The organism is Cellulomonas sp. NEAU-ZC6 (assembly GCF_056844425.1).
On record NZ_JBXFYH010000005.1, the window covers coordinates 115,153 to 141,020 of the forward strand.

A 25,868-nucleotide genomic window follows, 5' to 3' on the forward strand; every position below is an offset into this window, starting at 1 on the left:
CGCCCTCACCGCGCACCGTCCCGGCGGACGTCGGACACCACGCGACCGTCGCGCACCTCGACCCGGCGGTCGCACCACGCGGCGACGTCGGCGTCGTGCGTCACCAGCACCAGGGAGGCGCCCGCGAGCCGGGTGGTCTCGGTCAGCACCCGCATGACCTCGTGGCCGGTGGCCTGGTCCAGCGCGCCGGTCGGCTCGTCGGCGAACACCACCTCCGGCCCGGTGATCAGCGCCCGTGCCACCGCGACCCGCTGCGCCTGGCCACCGGACAGCTCGCCCGGACGACGGCCCTCCATCCCCGCGAGCCCCAGCGACGCGAGCCACCGCCCGGCGAGCTCGGTCGCCTCCCGGCGCGGCGTGCCGAGCAGCATCGGGGCCAGCGCCACGTTCTCCACCGCCGGCAGCTCCGCCAGCAGCTGGCCGAACTGGAACACGAACCCGTACTGCCGGCGGCGCACCAGCGACCGCTGCCGCTCGTCCAGGTCGTGCAGCGTCCGGCCCGACAGCGCCACCGTGCCGGCGTCGGGCACGAGGATGCCCGCGAGGCAGTGCAGCAACGTCGACTTGCCGGACCCGGACGGGCCCATCACGGCGACCGACTCCCCCGGTGCGACGTCGAGGTCCACGCCGGCGAGCGCGGTGGTGGCGCCGAACCGCCGCACCAGCCCACGGGCCTGCAGGCGCGGGGTGGCGGCCGGGGCCGGTGCGGGCGCGACGGGGCGCGTGGTCCCGGCCGGTGCGCCCCAGGGCTGGGCGGGGGTCTCGTGGCTCATGCGTCCAGCGTCGCCGGGACGGGGCGGGCGCCGCGTCGGCCCCCGGTGGCGTCCTGGCCGGCGTCGGCGTGCGACCGCGGTGGGACCCGGACGGCGGCGTCCGCCCGGGGGTGGACGCCGGAGGTCGCACGCGAGCCGTCATGTGCGGGCCGGTCCGGGCATGCGAGGACCCCCCGCACACCCGCCAGAGCTCGCCTGCCCTTGCTGCCTTCCGGCCCTGGGGGGGTTCAGCGAGATGACGCCGCACGAGGGGTCTGGCACCAGGATAACGCAGCGAGCCCGGGTCCTCCGACGCGTCGTCGGACCGGGCGCACGGGACCGGCACCCGTCCGTGCAGGTCGGATCACCCGTCCGACCGGTTCAGCAGGTCGTCCCACCTGTCGATACGGCTGAGTGCGGCACCACCGGACCGGTGCGGGCCGCCACCCCCCGAACCGACCCCGGTGGCCGCTGGCCGCCGCATGCGAAAGGCACCTGAGTGGCTACCGTCGACTCCACCCTGACCGCGGCCATGGCGATCGAGGGCGCGACCGCCGTCGCGCTCGTCGACTTCGACTCCGGCATGACCCTCGGCTCCGCCGGCGGCGGCATGGACCTGGACCTCGCGGCCGCCGGCAACACCGACGTCGTCCGCGCCAAGTTCCGCACGCTGCAGTCGCTCGGCCTGCAGGACGGCATCGAGGACATCCTCATCACCCTGACCACGCAGCTGCACCTCATCCGCCTGCTGCAGAGCGCCAACGGCCAGGGCCTGTTCCTGTACCTGGTGCTCGACCGCAGCCGCGCGAACCTCGCGATGGCCCGCCGGCAGCTGCTCAACCTGGAGCGTGAGCTGGCCATCTGACCGACGGCGCACGGACGAGGAGACAGCGCGGCATGATCATCCGCCAGAACGGGCTGCAGGTGGCTGCCAGCCTCCGGCACGCCATCGAGGGGATCCGTCGCGTCATCCTCGTGCAGCGCGACGGGACGCCGTTCAGCGACGACGGCCCCGAGCAGGACCGGGACCGGTTCGCCGCCCTGGTGGTGCACTGCCTGGAGATGGCGCACCACACGGCGGCCGGAGCGGACCTGCACGGCCTCGCCACCTGCACCGTGCGCACCGACGAGGGCGCCGTGCTGGTCACCCCCGTGGGCGACCGGTTCGCGCTCGCCGTCGTGGTGGAGCCGCAGGTGAACCTGGTGCTGCTGCAGCGGGCCATCGCCCCGCAGGTCGAGAACCTGCTGGCGCTGGACGGCGCGGTCGTCTGACCCCCGGGTCGGGGCGGCCGTGCCCGCGGCGCCTGCCGCGCCGGCTGCGCTCAGTCCCCGTCGTCCAGCCGGCGCAGGTAGCGCTCCGGCGCGTCGAGGAACCCCCTCCAGGACAGGACCAGGTCGGTCTCGTCCCACGGCGTCTCCCGCAGCCCGTGCTCGCCGACCTCCAGGACCTGCGCGCCCGGCAGCGCGGCCAGCACCGGCGAGTGGGTCGACAGCAGCACCTGCGACCCGCCGGCGACCAGCCTGCGCAGGTGCGCCAGCAGGGCCAGCGACCCCGTGAACGACAGGGCCGACTCCGGCTCGTCGAGCACGTAGAACCCGGGCCGGACCATCCGCGACGTGACCACCTCGAGGAACGACTCCCCGTGCGACATCTCGTGGAACACGGGATCGGGCGCCGTCCCGGGGTTCGCCTCCAGGTAGGTGTAGAAGCCGTGCATCGTCTCGGCCCGCAGGAAGAACCCGCGCCGTGGCGTCCCCGCACCGCGCTCGAGCAGCAGGTGCTCCGACAGCCCCGACTCCGACGCCCGCGTCTGGTTGCGCGCCCCCGTCGACCCGCCCTCGGCGCCCATGCCGAAGGCCATGGCCAGCGCCTCGACCAGCGTGGACTTGCCGGCGCCGTTCTCCCCGACCAGCACCGTCGCCGGGCCGAGCTCCCACCCGTCCCGCAGGACCTGCGCCACGGCGGGCACCCGGGCGAACCAGGCACCGGCGGGGACCGGCTCGCGGTCGTCGGCGCGCACGCGGCGGACGGGCAGGTCACGAGGTCGCACGGGGTCCAGCCCACCACAGCGGGCGGGCCCCGGGGGCCGGTTACCGGGCACGGGTCGGACTCAGGTACCCTCTTACGGCCGGGAGGATTCGCCTAGTGGCCTATGGCGCACGCTTGGAAAGCGTGTTGGGTGAGAGCCCTCGGGGGTTCGAATCCCCCATCCTCCGCAGGTGAAGGGCCCGTGACCGCGTCAGCGCTGGTCACGGGCCCTTCGTCGTCCCCGGAGGCGCTCGTCCTCGTCGGCCCGCTGCTGCCCAGGGGGAGGCGACAGCACCGTGCCCCAGTCCGACCGTGCCGGTCCCGCGCACTTCGCCGTGGCTGCCCCCGGCGTCCTCGGCACGCGTGCTCGTCGACCGCTGGATGCGCTCCTCACCGCCGCGAGCCTGGTCCGGGAGGTGACGGCGGGAGCCCTCGTGCGCACGGACGGCCGGACCCAGCCGCTGCCAGGCGTCCCGGGTGACCCCCTGCTCGCCCCGGGGTCTCCCGTCCTCGCCGTCGCGTGCGCGCGCATCGCGGCGGGCCAGGTGTACTCGTCGTTCCTCTGGCCCCTCGGCGGCTGGCACGCCCCCCGCGGCCACGCACGGGTGACGGTCCTGTCCGCGCCTGCGGACGCACCGGGGCGCGGGGGTGGTGCGGTGCTGCTGTCGCCCGGCCCTGTCGTGCACGGGCTGACCCCCCGTGAGCTCGAGGTGCTGGGGCTCGTGGTCGACGGCTGCTCCAACCACGAGATCGCCCGCGTGCTCGTCGTGGCGCCGCGCACGGTCGCCGCGCACGTCGAGCACCTGCTCGTGAAGCTCGGTGCCGCGACGCGGACGCTCGCCGCGGTGCGCGCGGAGCGGGAGGGTCTCTACGTCCCGGCGGTCCCGCAGCCCTGAGCCACGCAGGATCGGCAGTTCTGCCGATACCCACCGCGCGGTACGCCGGGTCCAATGAAGGGACCGCGACCTGATACGGGCGGCGGGATCCCACGACGGGGAGCGATCATGAAGGCAGTCGTGTACGACGGACCGCGGCAGGTCAGCGTCCAGGACGTCCCGGACGCCCGGGTCGAGCGGCCGACCGACGTCCTGGTGCGGATCACGTCGGCGAACATCTGCGGCTCCGACCTGCACATGTACGAGGGCCGGACGGACTTCGAGCCCGGCCGGTGGTTCGGGCACGAGAACCTGGGCCAGGTCGTCGAGGTCGGCGACGGCGTCGACAAGGTCCGGGTGGGCGACTGGGTCGTCCTCCCGTTCAACATCGCGTGCGGGCACTGCAAGAACTGCGAGCGGCAGCTCACCAACTACTGCCTGACCGCGCAGCCGGAGCCGGCCCTAGCCGGTGCCGCGTACGGCTTCGCGGACATGGGCCCGTACGGCGGGGGCCAGGCCGAGCTGCTGCGGGTGCCCTGGGGCGACTTCAACTGCCTGCGGCTCGGGGAGGACGCCGAGGAGCGGCAGACCGACTACGTGATGCTCGCGGACATCTTCCCCACCGGCTACCACGCCACCGAGATGGCCGGCGTGCGGCCCGGCGACCAGACGGTGATCTACGGCGCCGGGCCGGTCGGGCTGATGGCCGCCCTGTCGGCGACGATCCGCGGCGCGAGCAAGGTCATGGTGGTCGACCGCCAGCCGGACCGGCTGCGGCTGGCGGAGTCGATCGGGGCGATCGCCATCGACGACTCCGCGGTCGACCCGGTGCAGGCCGTGCTCGACCAGACGATGGGCCTGGGTGCGGACAACGGCTGCGAGTGCGTCGGCTACCAGGCGCACGAGCCCGACGGCGAGGAGCGCCCCAACCTGACGATGAACCGCCTGGTCGCCTCCGTCCGGTTCACCGGACGGATCGGCACCGTGGGCGTCTTCGTGCCCGAGGACCCCGGGGCCGGCGACGAGCTGGCCAAGCAGGGCCGGCTGGCGTTCGACTTCGGCCTGTTCTGGTTCAAGGGCCAGAAGATCGGCAGCGGCCAGGCGCCGGTCAAGAAGTACAACCGGCAGCTGCGCGACCTGATCGCCGGCGGCAAGGCGGAGCCGTCGTTCATCGTGAGCCACGAGCTGTCCCTGGACGAGGCCCCGGGGGCCTACGAGCACTTCGACAACCGGGACGACGGCTGGACGAAGGTCGTCCTGCACCCGTCGACGACGGGTGAGGAGGCGCGTCGTGGCTGACGAGCTGGCGGGACGGACGGTCGCGGTCCTCGCGGCGGACGGGGTGGAACGCGTGGAGCTCGAGCAGCCGCGCCGGGCGCTGGACGACGCGGGTGCGCGCACGGTCCTGCTCTCCCTCGCCGACGGCGAGATCCAGGCGCGCGACCATGACCTGGCGGACGCGGGCACGTTCCCGGTGGACGGGCTCGTCTCCGCCGCGTCGGTGGACGACTACGCCGCGCTGCTGCTGCCGGGCGGGACGGTGAACCCGGACAAGCTCCGGACGGACCCCGACGCCGTGCGGTTCGTCGGGGACTTCGTCCGGTCGGGCAAGCCGGTCGCGTCGATCTGCCACGGGCCGTGGACGCTGGTGGAGGCCGACGTCGTACGGGGTCGCCGGCTCACCTCGTGGCCGAGCGTGCGCACCGACCTGCGCAACGCCGGCGCCGAGGTGGTCGACGAGCAGGTCGTCACCGAGGGCAACCTGACGACCAGCCGGTCGCCGGACGACCTCCCCGCGTTCTGCGAGCGGATCGTCCAGGAGTTCGCGCGGGCCCCGGCGACCGGAGCGGGGGCCGGGTCATGACGTCGCTGGTCGAGGACCTCGGGTCGCTCGCGCTCCGTGCGGGCGGAGGCGTCGTCCGTGCCGTGCGGTCGGCGGTCGTCCCCGCCACCACGCGGCGCGGTGCAGCGGGTCGGGCGGGGTCGGGGTGGCTCGCCGTGACGCTGGCCTGCGACCCGTCCGACGTCGACACGGCACGGCTGCCCGCGCCGCTGGCCGACCTGGACCGACGCATCGAGGTCCGCGTCCGCCCGGCGCCGGGCGGCAAGGGCACGGAGCTGGCGGCCCGGCTCCGCGACCACCGCTCTGCGGGGACGCCGGGCAGCAGGCTGAGCGGCCGCGACCCGGAGGCCGACCTGCGGTCCGCCCTGCGCCGGGCCAAGCAGCTGATCGAGGTCGGCGAGGTGCTCGCGGTGGACCCGGTGCCGCACGGCGAGCGCACGCGGACGCCCGGCGGCGCCCTGCTCGAGTCGTGGACCCGGGTGGCACCGAAGGGCGGTGTGCGATGAAGGCGGTCACGTGGCGGGGCGTCAACGAGATCGGTGTCGAGGACGTCCCGGAGCCCCGGATCCTCAACGACCACGACCTCATCCTGCAGGTCGGCCTGTCCGCGACCTGCGGCTCCGACCTGCACCTCATGGGCGGGTACGTCCCCGCAATGCGCGCGGGCGACGTCCTCGGGCACGAGTTCATGGGGACGGTGGCGGAGGTCGGCCGGGGGGTGACGAAGCACCACGTGGGCGACCGCGTGGTCGTCGTCTCCTTCACCAGCTGCGGGCGGTGCTGGTACTGCCGCCAGGGGCTGTGGTCGCTGTGCGACAACGGCAACCCCAACCCGGGGATGACGGAGGCCCTGTGGGGCCAGTCCATCGGCGGCTGCTACGGGTACTCGCACGCGCTCGGCGGCTGGGCGGGGAGCCACGCGCCGTACATCCGCGTGCCGTACGCCGACCAGGGGGCGTTCCCGATCCCGGACGGCGTCCCGGACGAGCGGGCCCTGTTCGCCTCCGACGCGGCGCCCACCGGGTGGACCGGTGCGCACCAGGCCGGCGTGCAGCCGGGCGACGTCGTGGCGGTCTGGGGCGCGGGCGGGGTGGGCCAATGGCGGCGCGCGCCGCGTCCCTGATGGGCGCCGAGCGGGTGATCGTGATCGACCGGTACGACAACCGACTGGCGCAGGCCCGGACGCACGTCGGGGCCGAGACCCTCGACTACGAGCAGGTCGACGTCCTGGGCGAGCTGCGGGAGACGACCGGTGGTCGCGGCCCCGACGTCTGCATCGAGGCGGTGGGGATGGAGGCGCACACCCCGGGTCTGCAGCACGTGTACGACCAGGTGAAGCAGCAGATGCGACTGCAGACCGACCGGCCGGCGGCTGTGCGCGAGGCGATCTACGCGTGCCGGAAGGGCGGGACGGTGTTCACGCTCGGCGTGTTCGCCGGGCTGGTGGACAAGTTCCCGCTCGGCGCCGTGATGAACAAGGCGCTCACCCTGCGCGGCGCCCAGCAGCACGGGCACCGCTACATCCCGGAGATCCTCGACCGGATGAGCCGGGGCGAGGTCACCACCGAGCACCTCGCCACCCACGTGATGTCGCTGGACGACGGTCCGACGGGCTACCGGATGTTCAAGAACAAGGAGGACGGGTGCGTCCGCGCGGTGTTCCGTCCCGGCACGTGAGGCACCGGGCGCCGTCCGGGCGGCCGCGGGCACGCGGGTGAGCGCGCACCGCGGCAGGACCGGTGCGTCGCCGACCATCCTGTCCTCGCGCCGGCTGCTGGTCTGCTTCGGCGGCGGGCTGCTCGTGGCGGCGGTCGCCGTGGTCGCGGGCGTCCCGGAGATCGCGGTGCTCGCCGGCTGGGCCGTCACCGCCGGCGCCGCGCTGGTGTGGGTGTGGCGGATCAGCTGGCCGCGCGACGCGGCGGGCACCAAGCAGCTCGCGGAGGACGAGGCGCGCACGCGCGTCACCGACACCTTCGTCCTGGGCGCGGCCGTGGTGAGCCTCGCCGCCGTCGCGGAGGCGCTCGTCCGCTCCAGCAGCGGCGACGCCGTCGGGGTGGTGACCGTGATCCTCGGGGTGCAGGTGGTGATCCTGTCGTGGGCGCTGGTGAACACGGTCTTCGCCCTGAAGTTCGCCCGGCTGTACTACTCGGGCGGGGACGGCGGCATCGAGTTCGGCCAGGAGGAGCCGCCGGCCTACAGCGACTTCGCCTACCTCGCGTTCACGGTAGGCATGAGCTTCGCGGTCCCGGACACGCAGATCGGCACCACGCCGATCCGCAAGGTCGCCCTCGCGCACGCGCTGCTGTCCTACCTGTTCGGGACGGTCGTGATCGCCGTCGCCGTCAACCTGGTCACCAACCTGGGGCAGCAGGGATGACCGCGACGGAACCGGTCCACGTCGGCCTGGTGGCGGACCCGGAATCGCCCACCGAGATCGCGCGCCGCCTGGAGGACCTCGGCCCGCCCGGGGACGATGCCGACGCCACGTGGGACGTCGAGGTCGTCAGCGAGCCGTTCACCACGGACTCCGAGGACGTCGGCACCGCAGTCGAGCGGCTGGAGGACCACGCGCACCGGCACGGGTGGGACGTCGTCGTCGGCCTCACGGAGCTCCCGCTGCGGGACGACGACGGCCGGTACCTGCTGGCCACGACGGACGCACGGCGCCGCACGGCGGTCCTGTCGCTGCCCGCTCTGGGCGGGCTCCGCCTCCACGCGCGCACGCGCCGTGCGGTGCGGGCGCTCGTCAGCGGGCTGGCCGACGCGACCGCGTCCGGGGACCAGGACGTCCGGGTCCCGCGTCCCGGCAGCCGCCTCCGGCTGCTGACGGGCATGGTGCTCGCCAACCGGCCGTGGCTCCTCGTGCCCGGCCTGAAGTCCGCGCTCGTCGCCGCGCTGGCGACCGGTGCCGTCGCCACCATCAACTCCACCGTGTGGCTCCTCGCCGGCTCGCTCTCGACGTGGCGGCTCGTCGTGGCGACGATCGCCTCCGTCGCGGTCGTGGTGGCGTGGCTCGTGGTCGACGGCGGCCTGTGGGACCGGCCGGACGACGGCTCGCCCGAGGCCCGCGACCGCTCCCGCCTCTACAACGTCTCGACGGTCGCGACGCTGACCGCCGGGGTGCTGATCTCCTACCTCGGGCTCTTCGTGGTCAACCTGGCCTGGGCCCTGTTCGTGCTGGACCCCGACGTGATGGGCGGGTACCTCGGCACCACGCTGGGCTACGGCGACCTCGTCCTGCTCGCGTGGTTCGTCGCGTCGGCGGCGACGGTCGGCGGCGGCCTCGGCTCCGGCCTGGAGTCGGACGAGGCGATCCGGACCGCGGCGTACTCGAAGCGCGAGCAGGAGCGCCGCAGCCGGCTCGCGCGACGCGGGGGCTGAGGGCCGGGCTCAGGACCCGCGTCGACCGGCCCGCCGAGCCGGCGCGCCTGCACCGTCCGTCCGCCGGGTCGGCCCGGTCCGAGGACCAGGTGGCCGGCGGCCCCGAGAGCCCGGCGCCCTACTCCACCCCGTCAGCCTCGGACGTCCCCTCGTACAGCCCGATCTCGTTCCCCTCGGTGTCCACGAACGCCGCCCACCAGCTGGTCGGGCTGATCTCGGTGCGCGGGAGGACGACCCTGCCGCCGGCCTCGGTCACCTTCGCGAGCACGTCGTCGATCGAGTCGACCTCGACGTAGGACCGCGGCCGGTCGAGGCTGTCGTCCCGGGGCGCGAGGCCGCCGCCGCTGATCTGGTTCGGCGCCCGCCACATCGGGTAGCCCTCGTACCCGGGCATCTCCTGGATCTCCCAGCCGAACAGCCCGCTGTAGAACGCCTTCGCGCGCTCCATGTCGTCGACCGGGATGTCGATGTGCGTGATGTCGCCGTGTGCCATGACCAGCTCTCCCCCGAGGCGGGCGACCCTGCGCCGCTGCAGGATCAGCTCCCGCCAGCGTAGGGGTCGGCCCGGTCCGAGGACCAGGGTGCGGAGAGCCTCGCGCGAGCCCGGTGGGTCAGGCCGTGGGGCGCCGGGACCCGCCGACCGAACGGAGCCGGCGCGCCGCGACGGCCAGCTGCACGTCGCGGTACTGCGCCGCGCGGTGCATCTGCCCGCGCAGGTCGCTGCCCGACGGCCGGTGCCGCAGGTCGCACGGCACCTCGACGGCGACGAAGCCCTTGCGCAGCAGGTCGATGGTCATGCCCGTCTCGACGCCCCAGCCGCGGGCCAGCGGCGTGGCGGCCTCGAAGGCCTCGCGGGTCAGGCAGCGCATGCCGGACAGCGGCTGCGTGGGCGTCCAGCCGGTCATCGACTGGATCGCCCGCCGGGCCGCGCCCACGACGATGCCGCGCCCGCCGGCGCCGGGCTGCGGCGGCAGCAGGGCGATGGCGACGTCCGCGGTCCCCTCGAGCACCGGCGGCACGAGCGGCGCGGTGTTGACGGCGGTGTCGCCGAGGTCGCCGTCGATGAACAGCAGCAGGCGCGGCGGGCGGTCCGGGGCGTCGCGCATGGCCACGACGGCGGCACCGGTCTCCATCGCGGCGGCCTTGCCGCGGTTGTGCGAGTGCCGGACCACGACGGCGCCGGCCTCGCGGGCGACGTGCTGGGTGTTGTCCTCGGAGCCGTCGTCGACGACGAGCACGAGGTCGACGTGCGGGATGGCCCGGGCGGACCGGACCGTGGCGGCGATCCGCCGCGACTCGTCCTTGGCGGGGATCACCACGGCGACGCGCTGCCGGGTCCGTCCGGTGCGCGCGGTGGTGGTCGCGGTCTCGAGCGGCGCGGGCTGCTGCGGCTTCCCGCGGCGCGGAGCCCGGGGCGCGCGGCCCGCGGGGGGCGTCGGGTCCTGGGCAGGTCGGTCAGCGACCGGTCGTCCCTCGGTCGTGTCCTCCGCCTCGCCCGTCACCTGCGACAGCCTACTGACCGCCGGGGCCCGTCGCGTCCCGTGCGGCCGGGACACGCGGGGGCTGCACCGGACGGTCACATCCGCACCGCGAGGCCGCCACCTGCGGGTCCGTGCCGGCTCGGTGCCGGACTCGGTGCAGGTACGGCACAGGCCGCCACCCCGAGCCAGCGGGGTGGCGGCCTGTGCGTGACACGTCAGCGGAGCGTGACCTGCCGGGCGACGATGCCGGCGCGGGCGCGGCGGGCGTTCGCGTCGAGCGGCTCGGTGTCGGCCAGCGCGGCCTCGAACGCGGGCGCGAAGGCGGCGAGCGGCGCCTCGACGTCCTCCGCCTCGCTGCCCCGGGCCAGCTCCCACACGGGGACGACCAGGCCGTTGGACCGGAAGTAGCCGATGAACTTCGCGCCCTCGAAGCCGGACTCCCGGCGGCCGTGCAGCCGGGCGAGGCCGTCGATGACCTGCTGCTCGTCGTGCGGCTGGGCCCAGCGCAGGTACTCGCGGGCACCCATCCGCACCCAGTACGCGGCGTCCACGGCGGCGATCTTCTTGGTGTCGACGACGCCGGCGTCGGCCTCCTCGACGGCCGCCTTGAGCTCCGGCGTCATCTCGGTGTCGGCGGCGATCCAGTAGGAGAAGCTCTCCTCGATCGTGACCTCGAACGGCACGGTCAGGTCGAGCACGTCCTGCAGGCGCGGACCGGGCTCGGCCAGGCCGGTGTTCTGGATCGCGGTGCCCGGCTCGGAGTCCAGGGCCTCGAGCAGCGCGGCGGCCAGGTCGCGGCTGGCGTCGCCGGAGCCGCCGACCACCTGCAGGGCGAGCAGCACGACGCCGTCGGCGCGGTGCAGCGCGGCCCAGCCGTCGGGCAGGACGGTGGTCACGGTCACGTCGCGCGCGCCGTGCTCGGCGGTGGTGCGGGCGGTCGCGGTGGCGGCGGGCACCAGCTCGCGCAGGGCGACCCAGTCGGGCTCACCGGGGAGGCCCTCGAAGGGACGCAGCACGAAGTCGACGGAGGAAGGCATGCCCGCCAGCGTACCGACCCCGGGCGGGGCCGGGGCGAACCCGCCGCGGACCGGCCTTCGGTGGCAGGATCGGGGCCATGGACCCGCGCGCCGGAACCCCCGCCCAGCCGTCCGACCTCGTCGACGTGGAGGCGCTGCTCGCCGCCTACCACGACCGCCGTCCCGATCTGGAGGACCCCGCGCAGCGCGTGGTGTTCGGCACCAGCGGGCACCGCGGGTCGAGCCTGGACGGCGCGTTCAACGAGCTGCACATCGTGGCGATCACCGCCGCGATCGTCGAGTACCGCCGTGGCCAGGGCACCGACGGCCCGCTGTTCATCGGCCGCGACACCCACGCCCTGTCCGAGCCCGCGTGGCGGACCGCGCTGGAGGTGCTGGCGGCGGCCGGTGTCGAGGTGCGCGTGGACGCCCGCGACTCCTGGACGCCCACCCCGGCCGTGTCGCACGCGATCCTCCTGCACAACGGAGCCGCGACGTCCGAGGGGGTGCGCGCCACCGGCCCCGGCCTGGCCGACGGCATCGTCGTCACCCCGTCGCACAACCCCCCGCGCGACGGCGGCTTCAAGTACAACCCGCCGCACGGCGGGCCGGCCGGCTCCGAGGCGACGTCCTGGATCGCGAACCGCGCCAACGAGCTGCTGGCGAGCGGCGTGGACCGGGTCGCCCGGGTGGGCGTGGACGCGGCGCTGGCCGCCGACACCACCCGCAAGCACGACTACCTCGGCGCGTACGTCGACGACCTGCGGCACGTGCTGGACCTGGACGCGATCCGGTCCGCCGGCGTGCGGATCGGCGCCGACCCGCTGGGCGGCGCGTCCGTCGAGTACTGGGGCGCGATCGCCGAGCGCTACGGCCTGGACCTGACCGTCGTGAACCCGCGGGTCGACCCGCAGTGGTCGTTCATGACGCTCGACTGGGACGGCAAGATCCGGATGGACTGCTCGTCGCCGTCGGCGATGGCCTCGCTGGTGCAGGCGATGGGCGGGGACGCCCCGTACGACATCGCCACCGGCAACGACGCGGACTCCGACCGGCACGGCATCGTGACCCCGGACGCCGGCCTGATGAACCCGAACCACTTCCTCGCCGTGGCGATCGGCTACCTGTACGCCGGCGCCCGCCCCGGCTGGCCCGCCGACGCCGCGATCGGCAAGACGCTCGTGTCGTCCTCGCTGATCGACCGGGTCGCCGGCAGCCTCGGCCGGAAGCTGCTCGAGGTGCCCGTCGGGTTCAAGTGGTTCGTCCCGGGCCTGCTGGACGGCTCCGTCGGGTTCGGCGGCGAGGAGTCGGCGGGTGCGTCGTTCCTGCGCACCGACGGCTCGGTGTGGACCACCGACAAGGACGGGATCATCCTGGCCCTGCTCGCCTCGGAGATCCTCGCCACGACGGGGAAGTCGCCGTCGCAGCACCACGCGGACCTGGTCGCCGGGTTCGGCGAGTCCTGGTACGCCCGGGTCGACGCCCCGGCCACGCTCGAGCAGAAGGCCACGCTCGCGAAGCTGTCCCCCGAGCAGGTGACGGCGACCACGCTGGCCGGCGAGGACATCACGGCCAAGCTCACGTCGGCGCCCGGCAACGACGCGCCGATCGGCGGCCTCAAGGTGACGACGGAGAACGCCTGGTTCGCGGCGCGCCCGTCCGGCACGGAGAACGTCTACAAGATCTACGCCGAGTCGTTCGTCAGCCCGGAGCACCTCGCCCAGGTGCAGGAGGCCGCGAAGGACGTCGTCTCCGACGCGCTCGGCTGAGCCCGGCACGCACCGCTCCGTGGCCGTCCGCGCTCGCCGCGCGGGCGGCCACGCGCGCGCCTAGCGTGGACGTCCCCACCCGCTGAGCGAAGGAGCACGCGATGAGCGAGCACGCCGAGACGACGCCGGACAACCTCCCCGACGCCCTGGTCGACCCCGAGGTGGACGAGGTGCGCGACGAGGAGATCAGCGACGAGGAGGTGTCGCGCTCGATGCCCGACGCGAGCACGAGCGACCAGGACCCCGCCTCGTTCCTCAACCCCTGAGCGACCGGCGCCGTTGACAGCGCACGAACAGCCGCGCATACCGCGCGGATCGGGCGCGTTCGTCCGCTGTCACCGGCGCGGGGCGTGCGGGCGCGGGGCCTGCGCGCGCAGGGTGAGCACCAGGAGCAGCGGGGTCAGCGACTGCGCGCCGGCGACCGCCCGCTCGCTGAGGCCGACGCGGTCGCCGCCGGCCGACAGCTCCAGGACGAACCAGGCGAGCAGGACCAGCAGCACCCCGGTCGCGACCGCCGGGACCGGGGACCGCAGGACCCGCGCGCCCTGCCGTCGGGTCGACGCCACGGGCCACAGCGCCAGGGCACCGAACCCCACGCCCGCGGCGACGCCGTGCGCCGCCGGCACCAGGTCGACCGGGAGCAGCCCGACGGCCGCGGTCCCCGCGCCGCCGAGCGCGAGCAGCACCCGGCCCGGCACCGGCACGCCCCGCAGGCCGGCGGCGGTCACCACGTGCGCGGCTCCGGTCACCAGCAGGCCCGCGGTCATCACGCCGGGGTGCGCGACCGCCGCCGTCGCCAGCTCGCTGATCGTGGCGCGCACCGGGTCGAACCCCCGCTGCAGCGCGGCGGCCAGGGTCCAGCCGCCGATCATCGCGAGCGGGGCGACCACGGCCGACGCGACCGCCCAGCCGCGGGGGCGCGTGGTGCCGGGCGCGGGTCGTGCGGCGACAGGAGCGGCGGGGACGGGCACCGCCGCACGGTAGCCCGGCCCCCGGCGGACCGCCCGGCGGACGGCCCGGCGGGCGCCGCCGGGTCGCGGGCCTGCGGCGGAGCCGCTAGACCGGTGGGATGACCGACAGCGCCGCGCCCTCCGCCGTCCTGCTCGACATCGACGGGACGCTCGTCGACTCCAACTTCCTGCACGTGCACGCGTGGACCCTCGCGTTCGCCGAGGTGGACCACCCCGTCGACGCCTGGCGGATCCACCGGCGGATCGGCATGGGGTCGGGCCGGCTCCTCGACGAGCTGCTGGGCGACGACGCCGACCGGCTCGCCGACGACGTCAAGGAGCGGCACACCGCGCACTACGCGGAGCTGGCCGGCCTGCTCCGCCCGTTCGCCGGCGCCCGCGAGCTGGTCCGGGCCCTGGCCGACCGCGGGCTGCACGTCGTCCTGTCGACCTCGGCCGCCCCGGAGGAGGTCGAGAAGCTCCGCGCCGTGCTGGACGTCGACGACCTGGTCCAGCTCACCGGCGCGGAGGACGTCGAGGAGGCCAAGCCCGAGCCGGACCTGGTGCAGGCCGCGCTCGACCTGGCCGGGGTGCCGGCGGACCGCGCCGTGTTCGTCGGCGACTCGGTGTGGGACGTGCAGGCGGCCGCGCGGGCGGGCGTCGTGTGCGTCGGCGTGCTGTCGGGCGGCACGTCCGAGGCGGAGCTGCGGGACGCCGGCGCCGCCACCGTCGTCGAGGACGCCGCCGCGCTGCTGCGCGACCTGGACGCCACGCCGGTCGGCGCCCTGCTGCGCTGAGCGGTGGCCCGCTCGATACTCGGGGCATGACGATCGACGTGACCGACCTGCCCGACCAGGACCGCTTCGAGGCCCGGGACGCCGACGGGACCGTGCTCGGCGTCGCGGCGTACCGCCGGGAACCCGGGCTGGTCGTGTTCACCCACACCGAGGTGGACCCCCGGCACGAGGGGCACGGCGTCGGGTCGACGCTGGTGCAGCAGGCTCTCGACGCCGTCCGCGCGGCGGGAGACCGGATCGACCCGCAGTGCCCGTTCGTCGCGTCGTTCGTGGCGGACCACCCGGAGTACGCGGACCTCGTGGCCGACGCCCGGCGGTGATCCCGGGGGTCCTGGCGCCCGGACGGAATCCGGTGCCCGGCCGTCGGTGCCGGGTGCGACACTGACGCACGTGCTGGGGCCCTACCGCGACGTGCTCTCCCGACCCGGGGCGCTGCCGTTCTCCGCAGCCGGCGTGGTCGCCCGGCTCCCGATGTCGATGGTCGGCATCGGCATCGTCCTGATGGTCGAGGCCCTGTACGGCTCGTACGGCCTGGCGGGCAGCGTGTCCGCGGTCTGCGTGCTGGCGCAGGCGGTCTGCTCGCCGCAGCTCGCCCGGCTGGTCGACCAGCACGGGCAGGCGCGGGTGATGCGGCCGGCGGTCACGGTGTCCGCGACCGCGCTCGTCGCGCTCGTGCTGTGCGCGATCTCGGGCGCCCCGGCCTGGACCCTGTACGCCACGGCGGCCCTGGTCGGCGCCACCCTCGGCTCGTTCGGCGCGCTGGTCCGCGCGCGCTGGTCGTACGTGCTGGAGGACCCGCGCGCCCTGCACACGGCGTACTCGCTGGAGTCCGCCCTGGACGAGCTGGTATTCGTCGTCGGGCCGATCCTCGCGACCACGCTCGCCACCTCCGTCGCCCCGTCGGCGGGCCTCGTCGTGCCCGTGGTCGGCATGGTCGTCGGCGGGTTCTGGTTCCTCGCGCAGCGCCGCACCCAGCCGCCGCCGCACCCGCGCACCGAGGCGGTCACCGCACCCGACGGCAGCCCGGTGCGCCGCAGGTCCGTCATGCGCTCGGGCGCGATGGTGGTGCTCGCGGTCGTGTTCGTCGCGATGGGGTCGATCTTCGGCGCCACCGACGTGAGCACCGTCGCGTTCGCGGAGGAGGCCGGGCGGCCCGGTCTGGCCGGCGTGATCCTCGCCGTGTTCGCCTGCGGGTCGCTGATCTCCGGCCTGCTCTACGGCGCCCGCCACTGGACGATGCCGCTGTGGCGGCGGTTCGCGATCGGGATCGTGGCGCTGGCGATCGGCTCGGCGCTGTTCGTCGTGGTGACGTCCCTGGCGGTGCTCGCCGTCGTCATGTTCGTCGCCGGGTTCGCGATCGCGCCGACGCTGATCAACGGCAACGCGCTCGTGCAGCACCTCGTCGCCCGGGAGCGGCTGACCGAGGGCCTGACCTGGGTCGGCACGTCGCTGGGCGTGGGCGTGTCCCTCGGGTCCTGGGTCGCGGGCCACCTGATCGACCGGCAGGGGTCGCACGGCGGGTACCTCGTCGTGGTCGGTGCCGCGGTGCTCGCGGTCGTCGCCGTGCTGGCGTCGCTGCGCACGCTCCGCGCCGGGACCGCGGGGCTGGTCTCCCCGGCGGGCGAGGCGCCGGCGCGACCGTCGGCGACGGCCGAGGACGCGCCCGGCCGCTGAGGCGGCGCCGGGCCCGCCGAGCGACCCCGGCGGACCCGCGTCAGCGCAGCGTCCGGGGCGCCCCCGTCGTGCCGCCGTCCTGCGCGGCGGACCGGCGCCGCTCCGCGAAGATCCCCAGCACGAGCAGCAGGCCGCCCGCCGCGAGCAGCGTCAGCAGCCACGGCCCGGCCGAGATCGTCCGCCCGATCTGCGCGGCGAACACGCTGACCACGGCCACCGGGAGCGCAGCCGCCCCGACGACCAGCGGCGCGCGGAGCATCTGCCGGGCGCCGAGCAGCATGAACCCGAGCGCCAGCACCACCACGAGGATGGCGCGCCAGGTCAGCGGGTCGGTCCAGATCGCGAGCATCGACGGGCCGAGCGTCGCGACGATGCCGGGCGTCAGCGTGGCCACGGAGCTCGTCCGCCCCACGGGCCAGGGGGACGCGGCCGGCCGCGCGGCGGCGGGACCCGGGTGCTCGAGCGCCGCCTGCAGCGCGACCCAGCCGATGGCCGTGAGCGCGACGCCGAGCGGCAGCGCGAACACCTCGACCCGGAGCTCGCGCGGGCTCCAGGCGGCGATCGCCCAGGCGAGCGCCGCCAGCCAGAGGACCCAGCCCGGCGGCACGACGGTGTCCAGGACGCCGCGCTCGCGCCGGGCCTCGCCCCGGACGGCCAGCACCGCGAGCGCGAGCAGCGCGAGCTCCACCAGCAGGCCGGTCCAGACGAGGGCCCACGACGGCCGCACGGCGCACAGCGCACCGACGGTGCCCGCGACGAGCGCCGGCGTCAGCGCCCAGCGGCGGCGCACCGGGGAGCCCTGGGTGGCGAGCAGGCCGAGCGCGCCGAGCAGCACCGCCCCGGCCAGCGACCAGCCGAGCGCCGCACCGAACAGGCGGGCGTTCGCGACGCCGGAGCCCACGGGGGTGTCCGCGGCCAGGTGCGCGGCGCGGACGGCACCCGCGAGCGCCGCCACCGCCCCGGCGAGGACCAGCGGTCCGGCCAGCGCCGCCAGCGACCGGCGCGCCGGCGTGATCGCAGCGGCCGGGCGCCGGTCGAGCGCGCCGACCAGCACCGCCACCGCCGCGAACCCCAGGAGGGCCGCGCTGCGGACGCCGACATCGCGTCCGGCGAGCGCCAGCAGGAGCGTGGGCACGACCAGCAGCGCGGCCCCGGACGCGACCAGCGGCCGCCAGCGGTCGTGCCGCCGGGACAGCAGCGCCCCGGTGACGACCGCCGCGAGGGCGGGCGGCGCGGTGTACGCCTCGACGAGCCCGACGCCCCACCAGACCAGCGCCGACCAGACGACACCGGTCCACAGCGCCGCCGACGCCCACCACACCGGGCGGCGGTCGCTCCGCTGGGCGACCGCCGAGGCACCGGCGCCGAGCACCGCGCACAGCACCAGCACCGTGTCGGCGCCCGTCGGGGTGCGGGCCACCCCCAGCAGCAGCGTCACGCCGGCCGTGGCGGCCGCGGCGACCTCGACGGCCGTGCGCACGGGTCCCGGCGCGGTCCCCGGCGCCCGGGCACCCACCCGGTCGGCGACGGCGGGCGCGGCGACCGCGGCGACCGCCGCGAGGACGGCGACCACCGGCAGCAGCACCGGCGACCCGGAGCCGGGCAGCAGCAGCGCCCCGGCGCAGATGACGACGACGGACAGCGTCGGCAGCACGAGCGCGGCGGCGAGCGTGCGCAGCCACGACGGCACCCGGCGGGCCCGCGTGTCGAGGAGCAGGACCTCCAGCAGCAGCAGCGCCGCCGCACCGGCAGCACCCCACCACGTGCGGTCCGCCGCCACCGCGGCCACGCCGACCACGGACGGCACGACCGCGACGACGAGCACGGCGAGCCAGGTGTCGTCGCCGACCCGCGGGAGCACCGTGAGCGCCGCCGCGGTCAGGGTCAGCGCCACCGTCACCGCCCCCACCACGCCGAAGCCGTCCCACCCGGCCCACAGGGCGAGCAGCACCGCGAGCACCGCGCCCGCGTAGAGGGTGCCCGCGGCCACCAGCAGGCCGCGCAGCTCCGCGGCGGCGAGCGGGCGGCTGCGCAGGAGCAGCAGCACCACGGCCACCGCCCCCAGGGCCGTCGTCGGCCACGAGACCCAGGTCAGCACCGCCAGGAACGCGACCTGCGCGTAGGCGGCGGTGACGAGCGTCCCCCGCCACGGACCCCGCGCGAGGGGGTGCGCTGCGGGCGTGCCGTACGTGGCCGCCGGGAACCGCCGGGCGGCCTCGACGAACCCGGCCGCCAGCGCGAGCTCGGCCAGCAGCAGCGGCACCGACCACGGGCGGAGCAGGCCCGCGGCGACCCACACGGTGAGCACGGCGGCGACCGGCAGCAGGGCGCGACCGACCACGTGCGCCGCCGGCTCGCTCCGCAGCACGCGGGCGAGGCCGGGGCCGAGGAGCGGGGCGGCCGGGAGGGCCTGCGCCGCCGGACCCGTGGCGCCGGCGGCGCCCGAGGGAACCGCCGGGCCCGAGGCGGCCGGGGACACCGGCGCGACGGGCGGGGCCGGCACCGGCACCCGCACCACCTGCGTGACCGCGACCGCCGCGAGCGGGACCCGGCCGATCGCGGCGACCGCCCCGACCAGCACCACGAGAGCGAGCACCGGCCCGGTGCCCTGGCCGACGATCTGACCGGCGAACGCCTGCGGGTCCAACCGCTCGGGCGACCCGGACCCGACGCCGCCGAGCAGCGCGAGGGTCGCGCCGACGCCCGCCAGCACGCCGATGCCGGTCAGTGTCAGCAGCGCGACCCACCCGCCGGACACCTGGGCCCGGTGCTGCGGGTCGGCGGCGCGGTCGTGGCCGCGCCGGGCGGGCACCAGGACCAGCAGCGCCCACACCGCCGCACCGGCCAGCGGAGCCGTGCCCACCGGGGCCGGCAGCACCGACGCCGCGGCGAGCGCGGCCGCGGCGACCGCCAGGGCGGCCGAGCCGGCGACCCACGCGCCGCTCTGACCGGCAGGCGCCTGGGCGCGCGCGACCACCGCGGCGAGCAGCACCGCGAGCGCGGGCCCGCCGGTCTCCCAGCCGCCGGGCGACGTCACGACCAGGGCGGCCGGCAGCGCGAGCAGCACCAGAGCCAGCGCGGCGAGGGCCAGCAGCCCGTCCACGACCACCGCCGGCGCGCCGAACCGGTCCCGGACCGCCCTGCGGTGCCACACCCGGGTGAGCGTCACGAGCGCGGCGACGAGCAGCCCGAGCTGCGTCGCCCACGGCCCCGCGGCCGCGGCGGCGACGCACAGCGGCACCAGCGGCAGCACCAGCACGGCGACCGTCCACGACCGGATCCGGACCGCGAGCCCGGCGGCGGTGAGCCCCAGCCCCACGGCGAGCAGCAGCGGCGCCAGCACCAGCCAGCGCGCGGGCCCGTCGGCCAGCGAGGCGACCACCCACGCGTCCACGACGGCCAGCACCGCGACCAGCCCGCCCACCGCCTCCGCCGACGAGGCGACCCCGATCCGCCGCAGCGTCAGCGTGCCCGCCACCGCGAAGGCGGTCACCAGCAGCAGCACGGCCACCCGGGCGACGGGCGCCTCGTCCAGCACGAAGAACGCGAACACCAGCGCGGCCGCCGCCACGAGGCCGGCCCCTGCCAGCACGAACAGGCGCACCACGTCGAACGGGCGCTCCGGCGCGGGCGGGGCCGACGGGGGCACCGGCGGGCGACCCGTGGGCGGGGCGCCGGGTGGCGTGGGCCGGGCCGCCGGGAAGCCGGCCGCCGGGAAGCCCATCGGTGCGGTGCCCGACGGTACGGAGGCGGTCGGCGCGAACCCGGTGGGCGCGAACCCCGGCGCGGCAGGGCCGGGCGACGCGAACCCGGGCGCGCCCGGGCCGGGCGGCGCGAACCCGGGCGTCGGCGCCGGACCCGGGACCGCGACGGGGGCCGCGGCCGGTCCGGCGGGCTGCCACCCGGTACCCGCAACCGGCGCACCGGGCACGGCAGCCGCGCGCTGCGCCGCCCGCACCTGCGTCAGGAGCGCGTGCCGGGCGTCGAGCGCCTGCGCGGCGGCGACGGAGGCCGCGGCGATCCGCACCCCGTCCGGGCCGGCGAGGTCGAGGCCGCACCGCCCGCAGCGTGCCGCGCCGAGGGCCGCGCCGCACGAGGGGCAGCGCGTGTAGTCGAGGAGCTCGCGCCGTGCGGCGTCCACCGGAGTCTGGTCCACGTGCCGAGGGTGCCAGGCCGCGGACCGCTGAGTGGTGCCGTCCACAGTTCCTCCGCAGCGTTTCACCAGGTTGCCGCGTCGCGACGCCGCAGCCGGGCACCCCCGAGGTGCCCCGATCGCGGGTCCGGGCCAGGGTGGTGGGACCGGCGTGACGGACCAGACACCGTCCGGCGGTGGCACCGGACGAAGTCATGGGACGAATATGGCCTGACCCCGACAACGACAGGAGCGCAGCGTGGCACGCAGCAGCACGGTGGCCGACCAGCTCGTCGCCCAGGTGGTGGCGGCCGGCGCGAAGCACGTCTACGGGATCGTCGGCGACAGCCTGAACCCGGTCGTCGACGCGATCCGGCGGGCGCAGAAGGACGGCGTCGACATCCAGTGGGTGCACGTCCGGCACGAGGAGGCGGCGGCCTTCGCCGCGGCGGCGGAGGCCGAGATCACGGGGAACCTCGCGGTCTGCGCGGGCTCCTGCGGGCCCGGCAACCTGCACCTGATCAACGGTCTCTACGACGCGAACCGGAGCAAGGTCCCAGTGCTCGCCATCGCGTCGCACATCCCGAGCGCGCAGATCGGCACCCAGTACTTCCAGGAGACGCACCCCGACCGGCTGTTCACCGAGTGCTCGGTGTACTCGGAGATGATCTCCTCGGCGGCGCAGGCGCCGCGGGTCATCCGGTCGGCGATCCACCACGCCTACGGCGCTCCCGGCGTCGCGGTGCTCACCATCCCCGGCGACGTCGCCGACCTGGAGGCCCCCGCCCCCGGCACCGACACGCTGACCCGGCCCAGCAGGCCGCGCGTCATCCCGGCCGAGGCCGAGGTCGCCGCTCTCGCGGACGCGATCGACGCGGCCAAGAAGGTGACGATCCTGGCCGGTGCGGGCGCGCGCGGCGCGCACGACGACGTCCTGGCCCTGGCGGACAAGGTCGCCGCCCCGGTCGGCCACAGCCTGCGCGGCAAGGAGCACATCCAGTACGACAACCCGTTCGACGTCGGCATGACCGGCCTGCTCGGCTACGGCGCCCTCCAGGCGGCCATGGACGACGCCGACCTGCTGATCCTGCTCGGCACCGACTTCCCGTACGACCAGTTCCTGCCCGAGGGCGTCCGGACCGCGCAGGTCGACATCGACCCCACGCACCTGGGCCGCCGGACCCGCACCGACCTCGCGGTCGTCGGCGACGTCGGCGAGACGGTCCGTGCCCTGCTGCCGCTGGTCGGGCGCAAGAAGTCGCGCCGGTTCCTCGACTCGATGCTCACGAAGCACGAGAAGGCCATGTCCGGCGTGGTCGGCGCGTACACGAAGGACGTCGAGCACCACACGCCGATCCACCCCGAGTACGCCGCGGTGCTGCTGGACGAGGAGGCGGCCGACGACGCCGTGTTCACCGTCGACACCGGCATGGGCAACGTCTGGGCGGCGCGCTACCTCACGCCCAACGGCCGGCGCCGGGTGATCGGCTCGTTCCTGCACGGGTCGATGGCCAACGCGGTGCCGCACGCCATCGGCGCGGCGTTCGCCGCCCGCGACTCGGGCGCCGAGCAGAAGCACGTGGTGGCGATCGCCGGCGACGGCGGCCTGTCGATGCTGCTCGGCGAGCTGATCACGCTGGTGCACTACCAGCTGCCGGTCAAGATCGTCCTGTTCGACAACGCGACGCTGGGCATGGTCCGGCTCGAGATGCTGGTGGACGGCCTGCCGAGCTTCGGCACCGACTCCCCCGCGATCGACTACGCGGCGGTCGCGCAGGCCGTCGGCATCCCGTCGGTCCGGGTCGAGGACCCGACGCAGATCCGCTCGGCCCTGCGCCAGGCGTTCGCGCACGACGGGCCGGCGCTGGTCGACCTGGTCACCGACCCCCGCGCGCTGTCCCTGCCGCCCAAGATCACGCGTGCCCAGGTCAGCGGCTTCACGGCGGCGATGAGCAAGGAGATCCTCGGCGGCGGCATGGGCGAGGTCATGTCGATGGCCCGCTCCAACCTGCGCAACGTCCCCCGCCCGTAACCCCTCCCGGCCCCGCCGAGATAGCGCTTCCGCGCCGAAGTAGGGCCGGAACAGGTCCTATCTCGGCGCGGAGGACCTATCTCGACGGCACGACGGGGGGCTGGCCGGGGACGGGGCCGGCAGGTTCGGGGGAGGGCGCAGGGAGCGCGAGGGTCAGTGCAGGTCACCAAGGGCGGCGCGGATCTCGGCCGTGATGACGGTCATCGCGCGCTCGGCGGCCTCGGGGTCGCGTGCGCGGACCGCCGCGGCGACCGCGTCGTGCGCGTCGAGCGCCTCGGGCCGCGGCCGGCTGGGCATCAGCCCGTGCCGGGTGCGCCCGGCCAGGACCTCGGCGACGACGCCGGTCAGGGCCGCGAACATCTCGTTCCGCCCGGCGCGCAGCAGCAGGGCGTGGAACTCGACGTCGCAGGCCAGGAACTCCTCCAGCCGGCCGGCCTCGCCCAGCTCGCGCATCCGGGCGGTGATGGCGAGCAGCCGGTCCACCTCGTCGCCGTCCGCGTGCCGGGCCGCGGCGGCGGCCGCGACGGGCTCGACGGCCGCGCGCAGCTCGGTGAGCGAGCGGAGCTGCCCGAGGCGCCCGGGGCCGGCGAGCCGCCAGCGGATCACCCGGGGGTCGAACACCATCCAGTCGCCGGCAGGGCGCACGACGAGGCCGACGCGGCGCCTGGACGTCACCAGCCCCAGCTGCTCGAGCGAGCGCATCGTCTCCCGCGCCACGGTGCGGGAGACGCCGAACCGGTGCTGCAGCTGCTCGAGCGTGAGCACCGCGCCCTCGGCGAGCGTGCCGGCGGTGATCTCGGAGCCGACCGCCTCGAGCACGGTGCTGTGCAGGACCTCGGCAGCCACCCGCCCACCCTTTCTCCAGGTCAGGAGGGGTCCGCGCCGTGCGCCGGGCCCCCGTGCCGCCCGCGGCCGCGGCCGAGGTCGGCGCGCGTTCTCGGGAGAGCCGTGCCAGGGTCGCACACGGGCGGACCGTGCGCGCACCTCGACGATGGGGTCGCGAAAGGTATGACCTCAAAGTTTGAAAGATCTCACCTTTGTGCCAGAGTGTCCGTGCGCCCGGGGCGGTCCGGGTCGCGCCGGACGGTTCCGCCCGGACGACGATGTCGAGGGAGACAGCGATGCCAGAGGTCCAGCACCTGGTGGTGATGGGCGTGTCGGGGTCGGGGAAGACCACGACCGCCCAGATCCTCGCCGAACGCCTGAACTGGCCCTATGCCGAGGCCGACGAGTTCCACCCGCAGGCCAACATCGACAAGATGTCGGCGGGCACCCCGCTGACCGACGACGACCGGTGGCCGTGGCTGCGGGCCATGCGCGACTGGCTGACCGAGCAGTCCCGCGCGGGCCGCTCCACGATCGTCACCTGCTCCGCGCTGCGCGTCGCCTACCGCGACGTGCTCCGCGAGGCCGAGGGACGCGTCCGGTTCGTGCACCTGCAGGGCACCATCGAGGCCATCGGCAGCCGGATGTCCGGCCGCGCGGGCCACTTCATGCCGCCCTCCCTGCTCCCCTCGCAGTTCCAGACCCTCGAGCCGCTGACCGACGCCGAGGACGGCGTCCGGGTCCCGGTCGAGGTCTCCCCCCACTCCGTCGCCGACGCCGCCCTCCGCGAGCTCGGCATCGACCCGGCCACCGTGCGCGTGGCCACCCAGGAGTCCTGATGCTCGCTCTGCCGACCGCAGCCGGCGCGCTGCTGGCCGCCGCCGACACCGCGGCACCCGCCGTCTCCGACACCCGGCTGATCGTCGCCGCGGTGATCGGCATCGCGACGATCGTGCTGCTCATCGTGTGGCTGAAGCTGCACCCGTTCCTCGCCCTCATGCTGGGCGCCGGCGTGCTGGCCGTCGCCGCTGGGCTGCCGTACGTCGACGCGTTCACGTCGTTCTCGGCCGGCCTCGGGACCACCGTCGCCGGCGTCGGCATCCTGATCGCCCTCGGCGCGATCATCGGCAAGATGCTGATCGACTCCGGCGGAGCGGACCAGATCGTCGACTCGATCCTGCGCCGCACCCCCGTCCAGCGCCTGCCGTGGGCCATGGCGTTCGCGGCGTTCATCATCGGCATCCCGCTGTTCTTCGAGGTCGGCGTCGTGCTGCTGATCCCCGTCGTCATGCTGGTGGCCCGCCGGTCCAAGGTCTCGATGATCCTGGTCGGCATCCCGGCACTCGCCGGCCTGTCCGCGCTGCACGGCCTGGTGCCGCCGCACCCCGGCCCGCTGATCGCGATCGACGCGCTCGGTGCCGACCTCGGCCTCACGCTCGGCCTCGGCCTGCTGGTCTCCATCCCGACCGTCGCGATCGCCGGCCCGCTGCTCGCCAAGCCGATGAACCGCTGGGTGCCGCTCCCCCCGCCCACCGAGGTGCTCGGCGGGTCCGAGCGCGAGGACACCGACCGCCGGCCGTCGTTCGCGATCGCGCTGACCGTCGTCCTGCTGCCGGTCGTCCTGATGCTGGCCCGCACGCTCGCCGAGACCATCGGCTTCCAGGAGTCCGGCGTCGGTCAGGTGCTGGACTTCGTCGGCACCCCGCTGGTCGCGCTGCTGATCACCGCGCTGGTGTCGCTCGTCCTGCTCGGCACCCGGCAGGGCCGGGACCGCAGCCAGGTCAGCAAGCTCGTCGACTCCTCGTTCGCCCCGATCGCGTCGATCCTGCTGATCGTCGGCGCCGGCGGCGGGTTCAAGCAGACGCTGGTCGACTCCGGGGTCGGCGACGTCATCGCCAAGGGCCTCGCGGACGCGCCGATCTCGCCGCTGCTCGCGGCCTGGCTGGTCGCCGTGCTGATCCGCGTGGCCACCGGCTCCGCGACCGTCGCGACGGTCACCGCAGCCGGCATCGTCGCGCCGCTGGCCGAGGGGCTGTCGCCGACGCACGTCGCCCTCATGGTGCTGGCGATCGGCGCCGGCTCGGTGTTCCTCAGCCACGTGAACGACGCCGGGTTCTGGCTGGTCAAGGAGTACTTCAAGATGACCGTCGGCCAGACGTTCAAGACCTGGTCGCTGATGGAGTGCGTGCTGTCGGTGACGGCGCTGGTCGTGGTGCTGCTGCTCAGCCTCGTGATCTAGCGACCCGCCACGCGCGCGACGAGGGCCCTGCCGGGATCGCCGGCGGGGCCCTCGTGCGTCCTCGGTGCGGCGC

The 25,868-nt window shown here is 75.6% G+C and carries 26 protein-coding genes, 1 tRNA gene and 1 other RNA gene; 19 read left to right on the forward strand and 9 right to left on the reverse strand.

The genetic code is table 11. The features are described from left to right. Window positions 1-5: 5 nt before the first annotated feature. A complete protein-coding gene (locus AC1050_RS18180; RefSeq protein ID WP_482388813.1) occupies window positions 6-773 on the reverse strand; it encodes an ABC transporter ATP-binding protein in 768 nt (255 codons plus the stop codon). 161 nt (window positions 774-934) lie between these two features. Continuing rightward, window positions 935-1,031, reverse strand: an RNA gene (gene ffs / locus AC1050_RS18185) — signal recognition particle sRNA small type. A 220-nt stretch (window positions 1,032-1,251) separates the two neighbouring features. On the opposite strand from ffs, the gene AC1050_RS18190 reads away from it, so the two are divergent. Together AC1050_RS18190 and AC1050_RS18195 are read left to right on the forward strand one after the other, a co-directional pair. Continuing rightward, a complete protein-coding gene (locus tag AC1050_RS18190; protein WP_482388814.1) occupies window positions 1,252-1,617 on the forward strand; it encodes a hypothetical protein in 366 nt (121 codons plus the stop codon). Window positions 1,618-1,649: 32 nt separating this feature from the next. Then, window positions 1,650-2,024, forward strand: coding sequence for a roadblock/LC7 domain-containing protein (locus AC1050_RS18195; protein ID WP_482388815.1), 375 nt, complete (start codon window positions 1,650-1,652; stop codon window positions 2,022-2,024). A gap of 50 nt (window positions 2,025-2,074) precedes the next feature. Here AC1050_RS18195 and AC1050_RS18200 read toward each other — a convergent pair whose 3' ends face one another. Next, window positions 2,075-2,803: an AAA family ATPase gene (locus AC1050_RS18200; RefSeq protein ID WP_482388816.1), complete on the reverse strand. Its 729-nt coding sequence runs from the start codon at window positions 2,801-2,803 to the stop codon at window positions 2,075-2,077. Between the two features lie 81 nt (window positions 2,804-2,884). Between AC1050_RS18200 and AC1050_RS18205 the strand changes: the two genes are divergently transcribed. The 9 genes from AC1050_RS18205 to AC1050_RS18245 all read left to right on the forward strand — a co-directional run bounded on the left by AC1050_RS18205 (window position 2,885) and on the right by AC1050_RS18245 (window position 8,880). After that, a tRNA-Ser gene (locus AC1050_RS18205) sits at window positions 2,885-2,969 on the forward strand. A 108-nt stretch (window positions 2,970-3,077) separates the two neighbouring features. Then, a complete protein-coding gene (locus tag AC1050_RS18210; RefSeq protein WP_482388817.1) occupies window positions 3,078-3,677 on the forward strand; it encodes a helix-turn-helix transcriptional regulator in 600 nt (199 codons plus the stop codon). A 108-nt stretch (window positions 3,678-3,785) separates the two neighbouring features. Continuing rightward, entirely contained in the window at window positions 3,786-4,955 is a 1,170-nt protein-coding gene (locus tag AC1050_RS18215) for a glutathione-independent formaldehyde dehydrogenase (protein WP_482388818.1), read from the forward strand. Further along, window positions 4,948-5,520 carry a type 1 glutamine amidotransferase domain-containing protein gene (locus AC1050_RS18220; protein ID WP_482388819.1) on the forward strand — a complete coding sequence of 191 codons (573 nt, stop codon included), beginning with the start codon at window positions 4,948-4,950 and terminating at the stop codon, window positions 5,518-5,520. Before AC1050_RS18215 ends, AC1050_RS18220 begins: the two co-directional genes overlap by 8 nt. Further along, on the forward strand, window positions 5,517-6,005 hold the full coding sequence (locus AC1050_RS18225; RefSeq protein ID WP_482388820.1) for a hypothetical protein: 489 nt from the start codon (window positions 5,517-5,519) through the stop codon (window positions 6,003-6,005). The genes AC1050_RS18220 and AC1050_RS18225 overlap by 4 nt, the downstream gene beginning before the upstream one ends. Beyond that, window positions 6,002-6,622, forward strand: a complete 621-nt coding sequence (locus tag AC1050_RS18230) for an alcohol dehydrogenase catalytic domain-containing protein (protein WP_482388821.1) — start codon at window positions 6,002-6,004, stop codon at window positions 6,620-6,622. Before AC1050_RS18225 ends, AC1050_RS18230 begins: the two co-directional genes overlap by 4 nt. Next, window positions 6,598-7,176 carry a zinc-binding dehydrogenase gene (locus tag AC1050_RS18235; RefSeq protein ID WP_482388822.1) on the forward strand — a complete coding sequence of 193 codons (579 nt, stop codon included), beginning with the start codon at window positions 6,598-6,600 and terminating at the stop codon, window positions 7,174-7,176. Before AC1050_RS18230 ends, AC1050_RS18235 begins: the two co-directional genes overlap by 25 nt. Before the next feature lie 37 nt (window positions 7,177-7,213). Then, entirely contained in the window at window positions 7,214-7,876 is a 663-nt protein-coding gene (locus AC1050_RS18240; protein WP_482388823.1) for a DUF1345 domain-containing protein, read from the forward strand. Further along, entirely contained in the window at window positions 7,873-8,880 is a 1,008-nt protein-coding gene (locus AC1050_RS18245) for a hypothetical protein (RefSeq protein ID WP_482388824.1), read from the forward strand. Before AC1050_RS18240 ends, AC1050_RS18245 begins: the two co-directional genes overlap by 4 nt. Window positions 8,881-8,998: 118 nt before the next feature. On the opposite strand, the gene AC1050_RS18250 is transcribed toward AC1050_RS18245, so the two are convergent. From AC1050_RS18250 to AC1050_RS18260, 3 genes are all read right to left on the reverse strand, one after another. Next, the gene (locus tag AC1050_RS18250) at window positions 8,999-9,373 is read right to left on the reverse strand and encodes a VOC family protein (protein ID WP_482388825.1); all 375 of its coding nucleotides are present in this window, start codon (window positions 9,371-9,373) and stop codon (window positions 8,999-9,001) included. A gap of 118 nt (window positions 9,374-9,491) precedes the next feature. Next, window positions 9,492-10,199, reverse strand: a complete 708-nt coding sequence (locus AC1050_RS18255) for a glycosyltransferase family 2 protein (RefSeq protein WP_482388949.1) — start codon at window positions 10,197-10,199, stop codon at window positions 9,492-9,494. Window positions 10,200-10,576: 377 nt separating this feature from the next. Further along, a complete protein-coding gene (locus AC1050_RS18260; RefSeq protein ID WP_482388826.1) occupies window positions 10,577-11,398 on the reverse strand; it encodes a DUF5926 family protein in 822 nt (273 codons plus the stop codon). Window positions 11,399-11,475: 77 nt separating this feature from the next. Between AC1050_RS18260 and pgm the strand changes: the two genes are divergently transcribed. Together pgm and AC1050_RS18270 are read left to right on the forward strand one after the other, a co-directional pair. Beyond that, window positions 11,476-13,146, forward strand: coding sequence for a phosphoglucomutase (alpha-D-glucose-1,6-bisphosphate-dependent) (pgm, locus tag AC1050_RS18265; protein WP_482388827.1), 1,671 nt, complete (start codon window positions 11,476-11,478; stop codon window positions 13,144-13,146). Window positions 13,147-13,247: 101 nt separating this feature from the next. Then, entirely contained in the window at window positions 13,248-13,412 is a 165-nt protein-coding gene (locus AC1050_RS18270) for a hypothetical protein (protein WP_482388828.1), read from the forward strand. A 69-nt stretch (window positions 13,413-13,481) separates the two neighbouring features. Here AC1050_RS18270 and AC1050_RS18275 read toward each other — a convergent pair whose 3' ends face one another. Beyond that, window positions 13,482-14,117 carry a DUF998 domain-containing protein gene (locus AC1050_RS18275; RefSeq protein WP_482388829.1) on the reverse strand — a complete coding sequence of 212 codons (636 nt, stop codon included), beginning with the start codon at window positions 14,115-14,117 and terminating at the stop codon, window positions 13,482-13,484. A 98-nt stretch (window positions 14,118-14,215) separates the two neighbouring features. On the opposite strand from AC1050_RS18275, the gene AC1050_RS18280 reads away from it, so the two are divergent. From AC1050_RS18280 to AC1050_RS18290, 3 genes are all read left to right on the forward strand, one after another. After that, the gene (locus AC1050_RS18280) at window positions 14,216-14,893 is read left to right on the forward strand and encodes an HAD family hydrolase (RefSeq protein ID WP_482388830.1); all 678 of its coding nucleotides are present in this window, start codon (window positions 14,216-14,218) and stop codon (window positions 14,891-14,893) included. Window positions 14,894-14,919: 26 nt separating this feature from the next. Next, window positions 14,920-15,213 carry a GNAT family N-acetyltransferase gene (locus AC1050_RS18285; protein WP_482388831.1) on the forward strand — a complete coding sequence of 98 codons (294 nt, stop codon included), beginning with the start codon at window positions 14,920-14,922 and terminating at the stop codon, window positions 15,211-15,213. 70 nt (window positions 15,214-15,283) lie between these two features. Continuing rightward, window positions 15,284-16,567 (forward strand): MFS transporter, encoded by a 1,284-nt coding sequence (locus AC1050_RS18290; protein ID WP_482388832.1) that lies wholly within the window; start codon window positions 15,284-15,286, stop codon window positions 16,565-16,567. A 40-nt stretch (window positions 16,568-16,607) separates the two neighbouring features. Here the strand turns inward: AC1050_RS18290 and AC1050_RS18295 are convergent, their stop codons facing one another. Next, a complete protein-coding gene (locus AC1050_RS18295; RefSeq protein ID WP_482388833.1) occupies window positions 16,608-20,723 on the reverse strand; it encodes an SCO7613 C-terminal domain-containing membrane protein in 4,116 nt (1,371 codons plus the stop codon). Between the two features lie 235 nt (window positions 20,724-20,958). Between AC1050_RS18295 and AC1050_RS18300 the strand changes: the two genes are divergently transcribed. Further along, window positions 20,959-22,731 carry a pyruvate dehydrogenase gene (locus AC1050_RS18300; protein WP_482388834.1) on the forward strand — a complete coding sequence of 591 codons (1,773 nt, stop codon included), beginning with the start codon at window positions 20,959-20,961 and terminating at the stop codon, window positions 22,729-22,731. Between the two features lie 153 nt (window positions 22,732-22,884). On the opposite strand, the gene AC1050_RS18305 is transcribed toward AC1050_RS18300, so the two are convergent. After that, window positions 22,885-23,577, reverse strand: a complete 693-nt coding sequence (locus AC1050_RS18305; protein ID WP_482388835.1) for a FadR/GntR family transcriptional regulator — start codon at window positions 23,575-23,577, stop codon at window positions 22,885-22,887. Window positions 23,578-23,852: 275 nt separating this feature from the next. Between AC1050_RS18305 and AC1050_RS18310 the strand changes: the two genes are divergently transcribed. Together AC1050_RS18310 and AC1050_RS18315 are read left to right on the forward strand one after the other, a co-directional pair. After that, entirely contained in the window at window positions 23,853-24,395 is a 543-nt protein-coding gene (locus AC1050_RS18310; RefSeq protein WP_482388836.1) for a gluconokinase, read from the forward strand. Next, window positions 24,395-25,795, forward strand: coding sequence for a GntP family permease (locus AC1050_RS18315; protein WP_482388837.1), 1,401 nt, complete (start codon window positions 24,395-24,397; stop codon window positions 25,793-25,795). Before AC1050_RS18310 ends, AC1050_RS18315 begins: the two co-directional genes overlap by 1 nt. The last annotated feature ends 73 nt before the right edge of the window (window positions 25,796-25,868 follow it).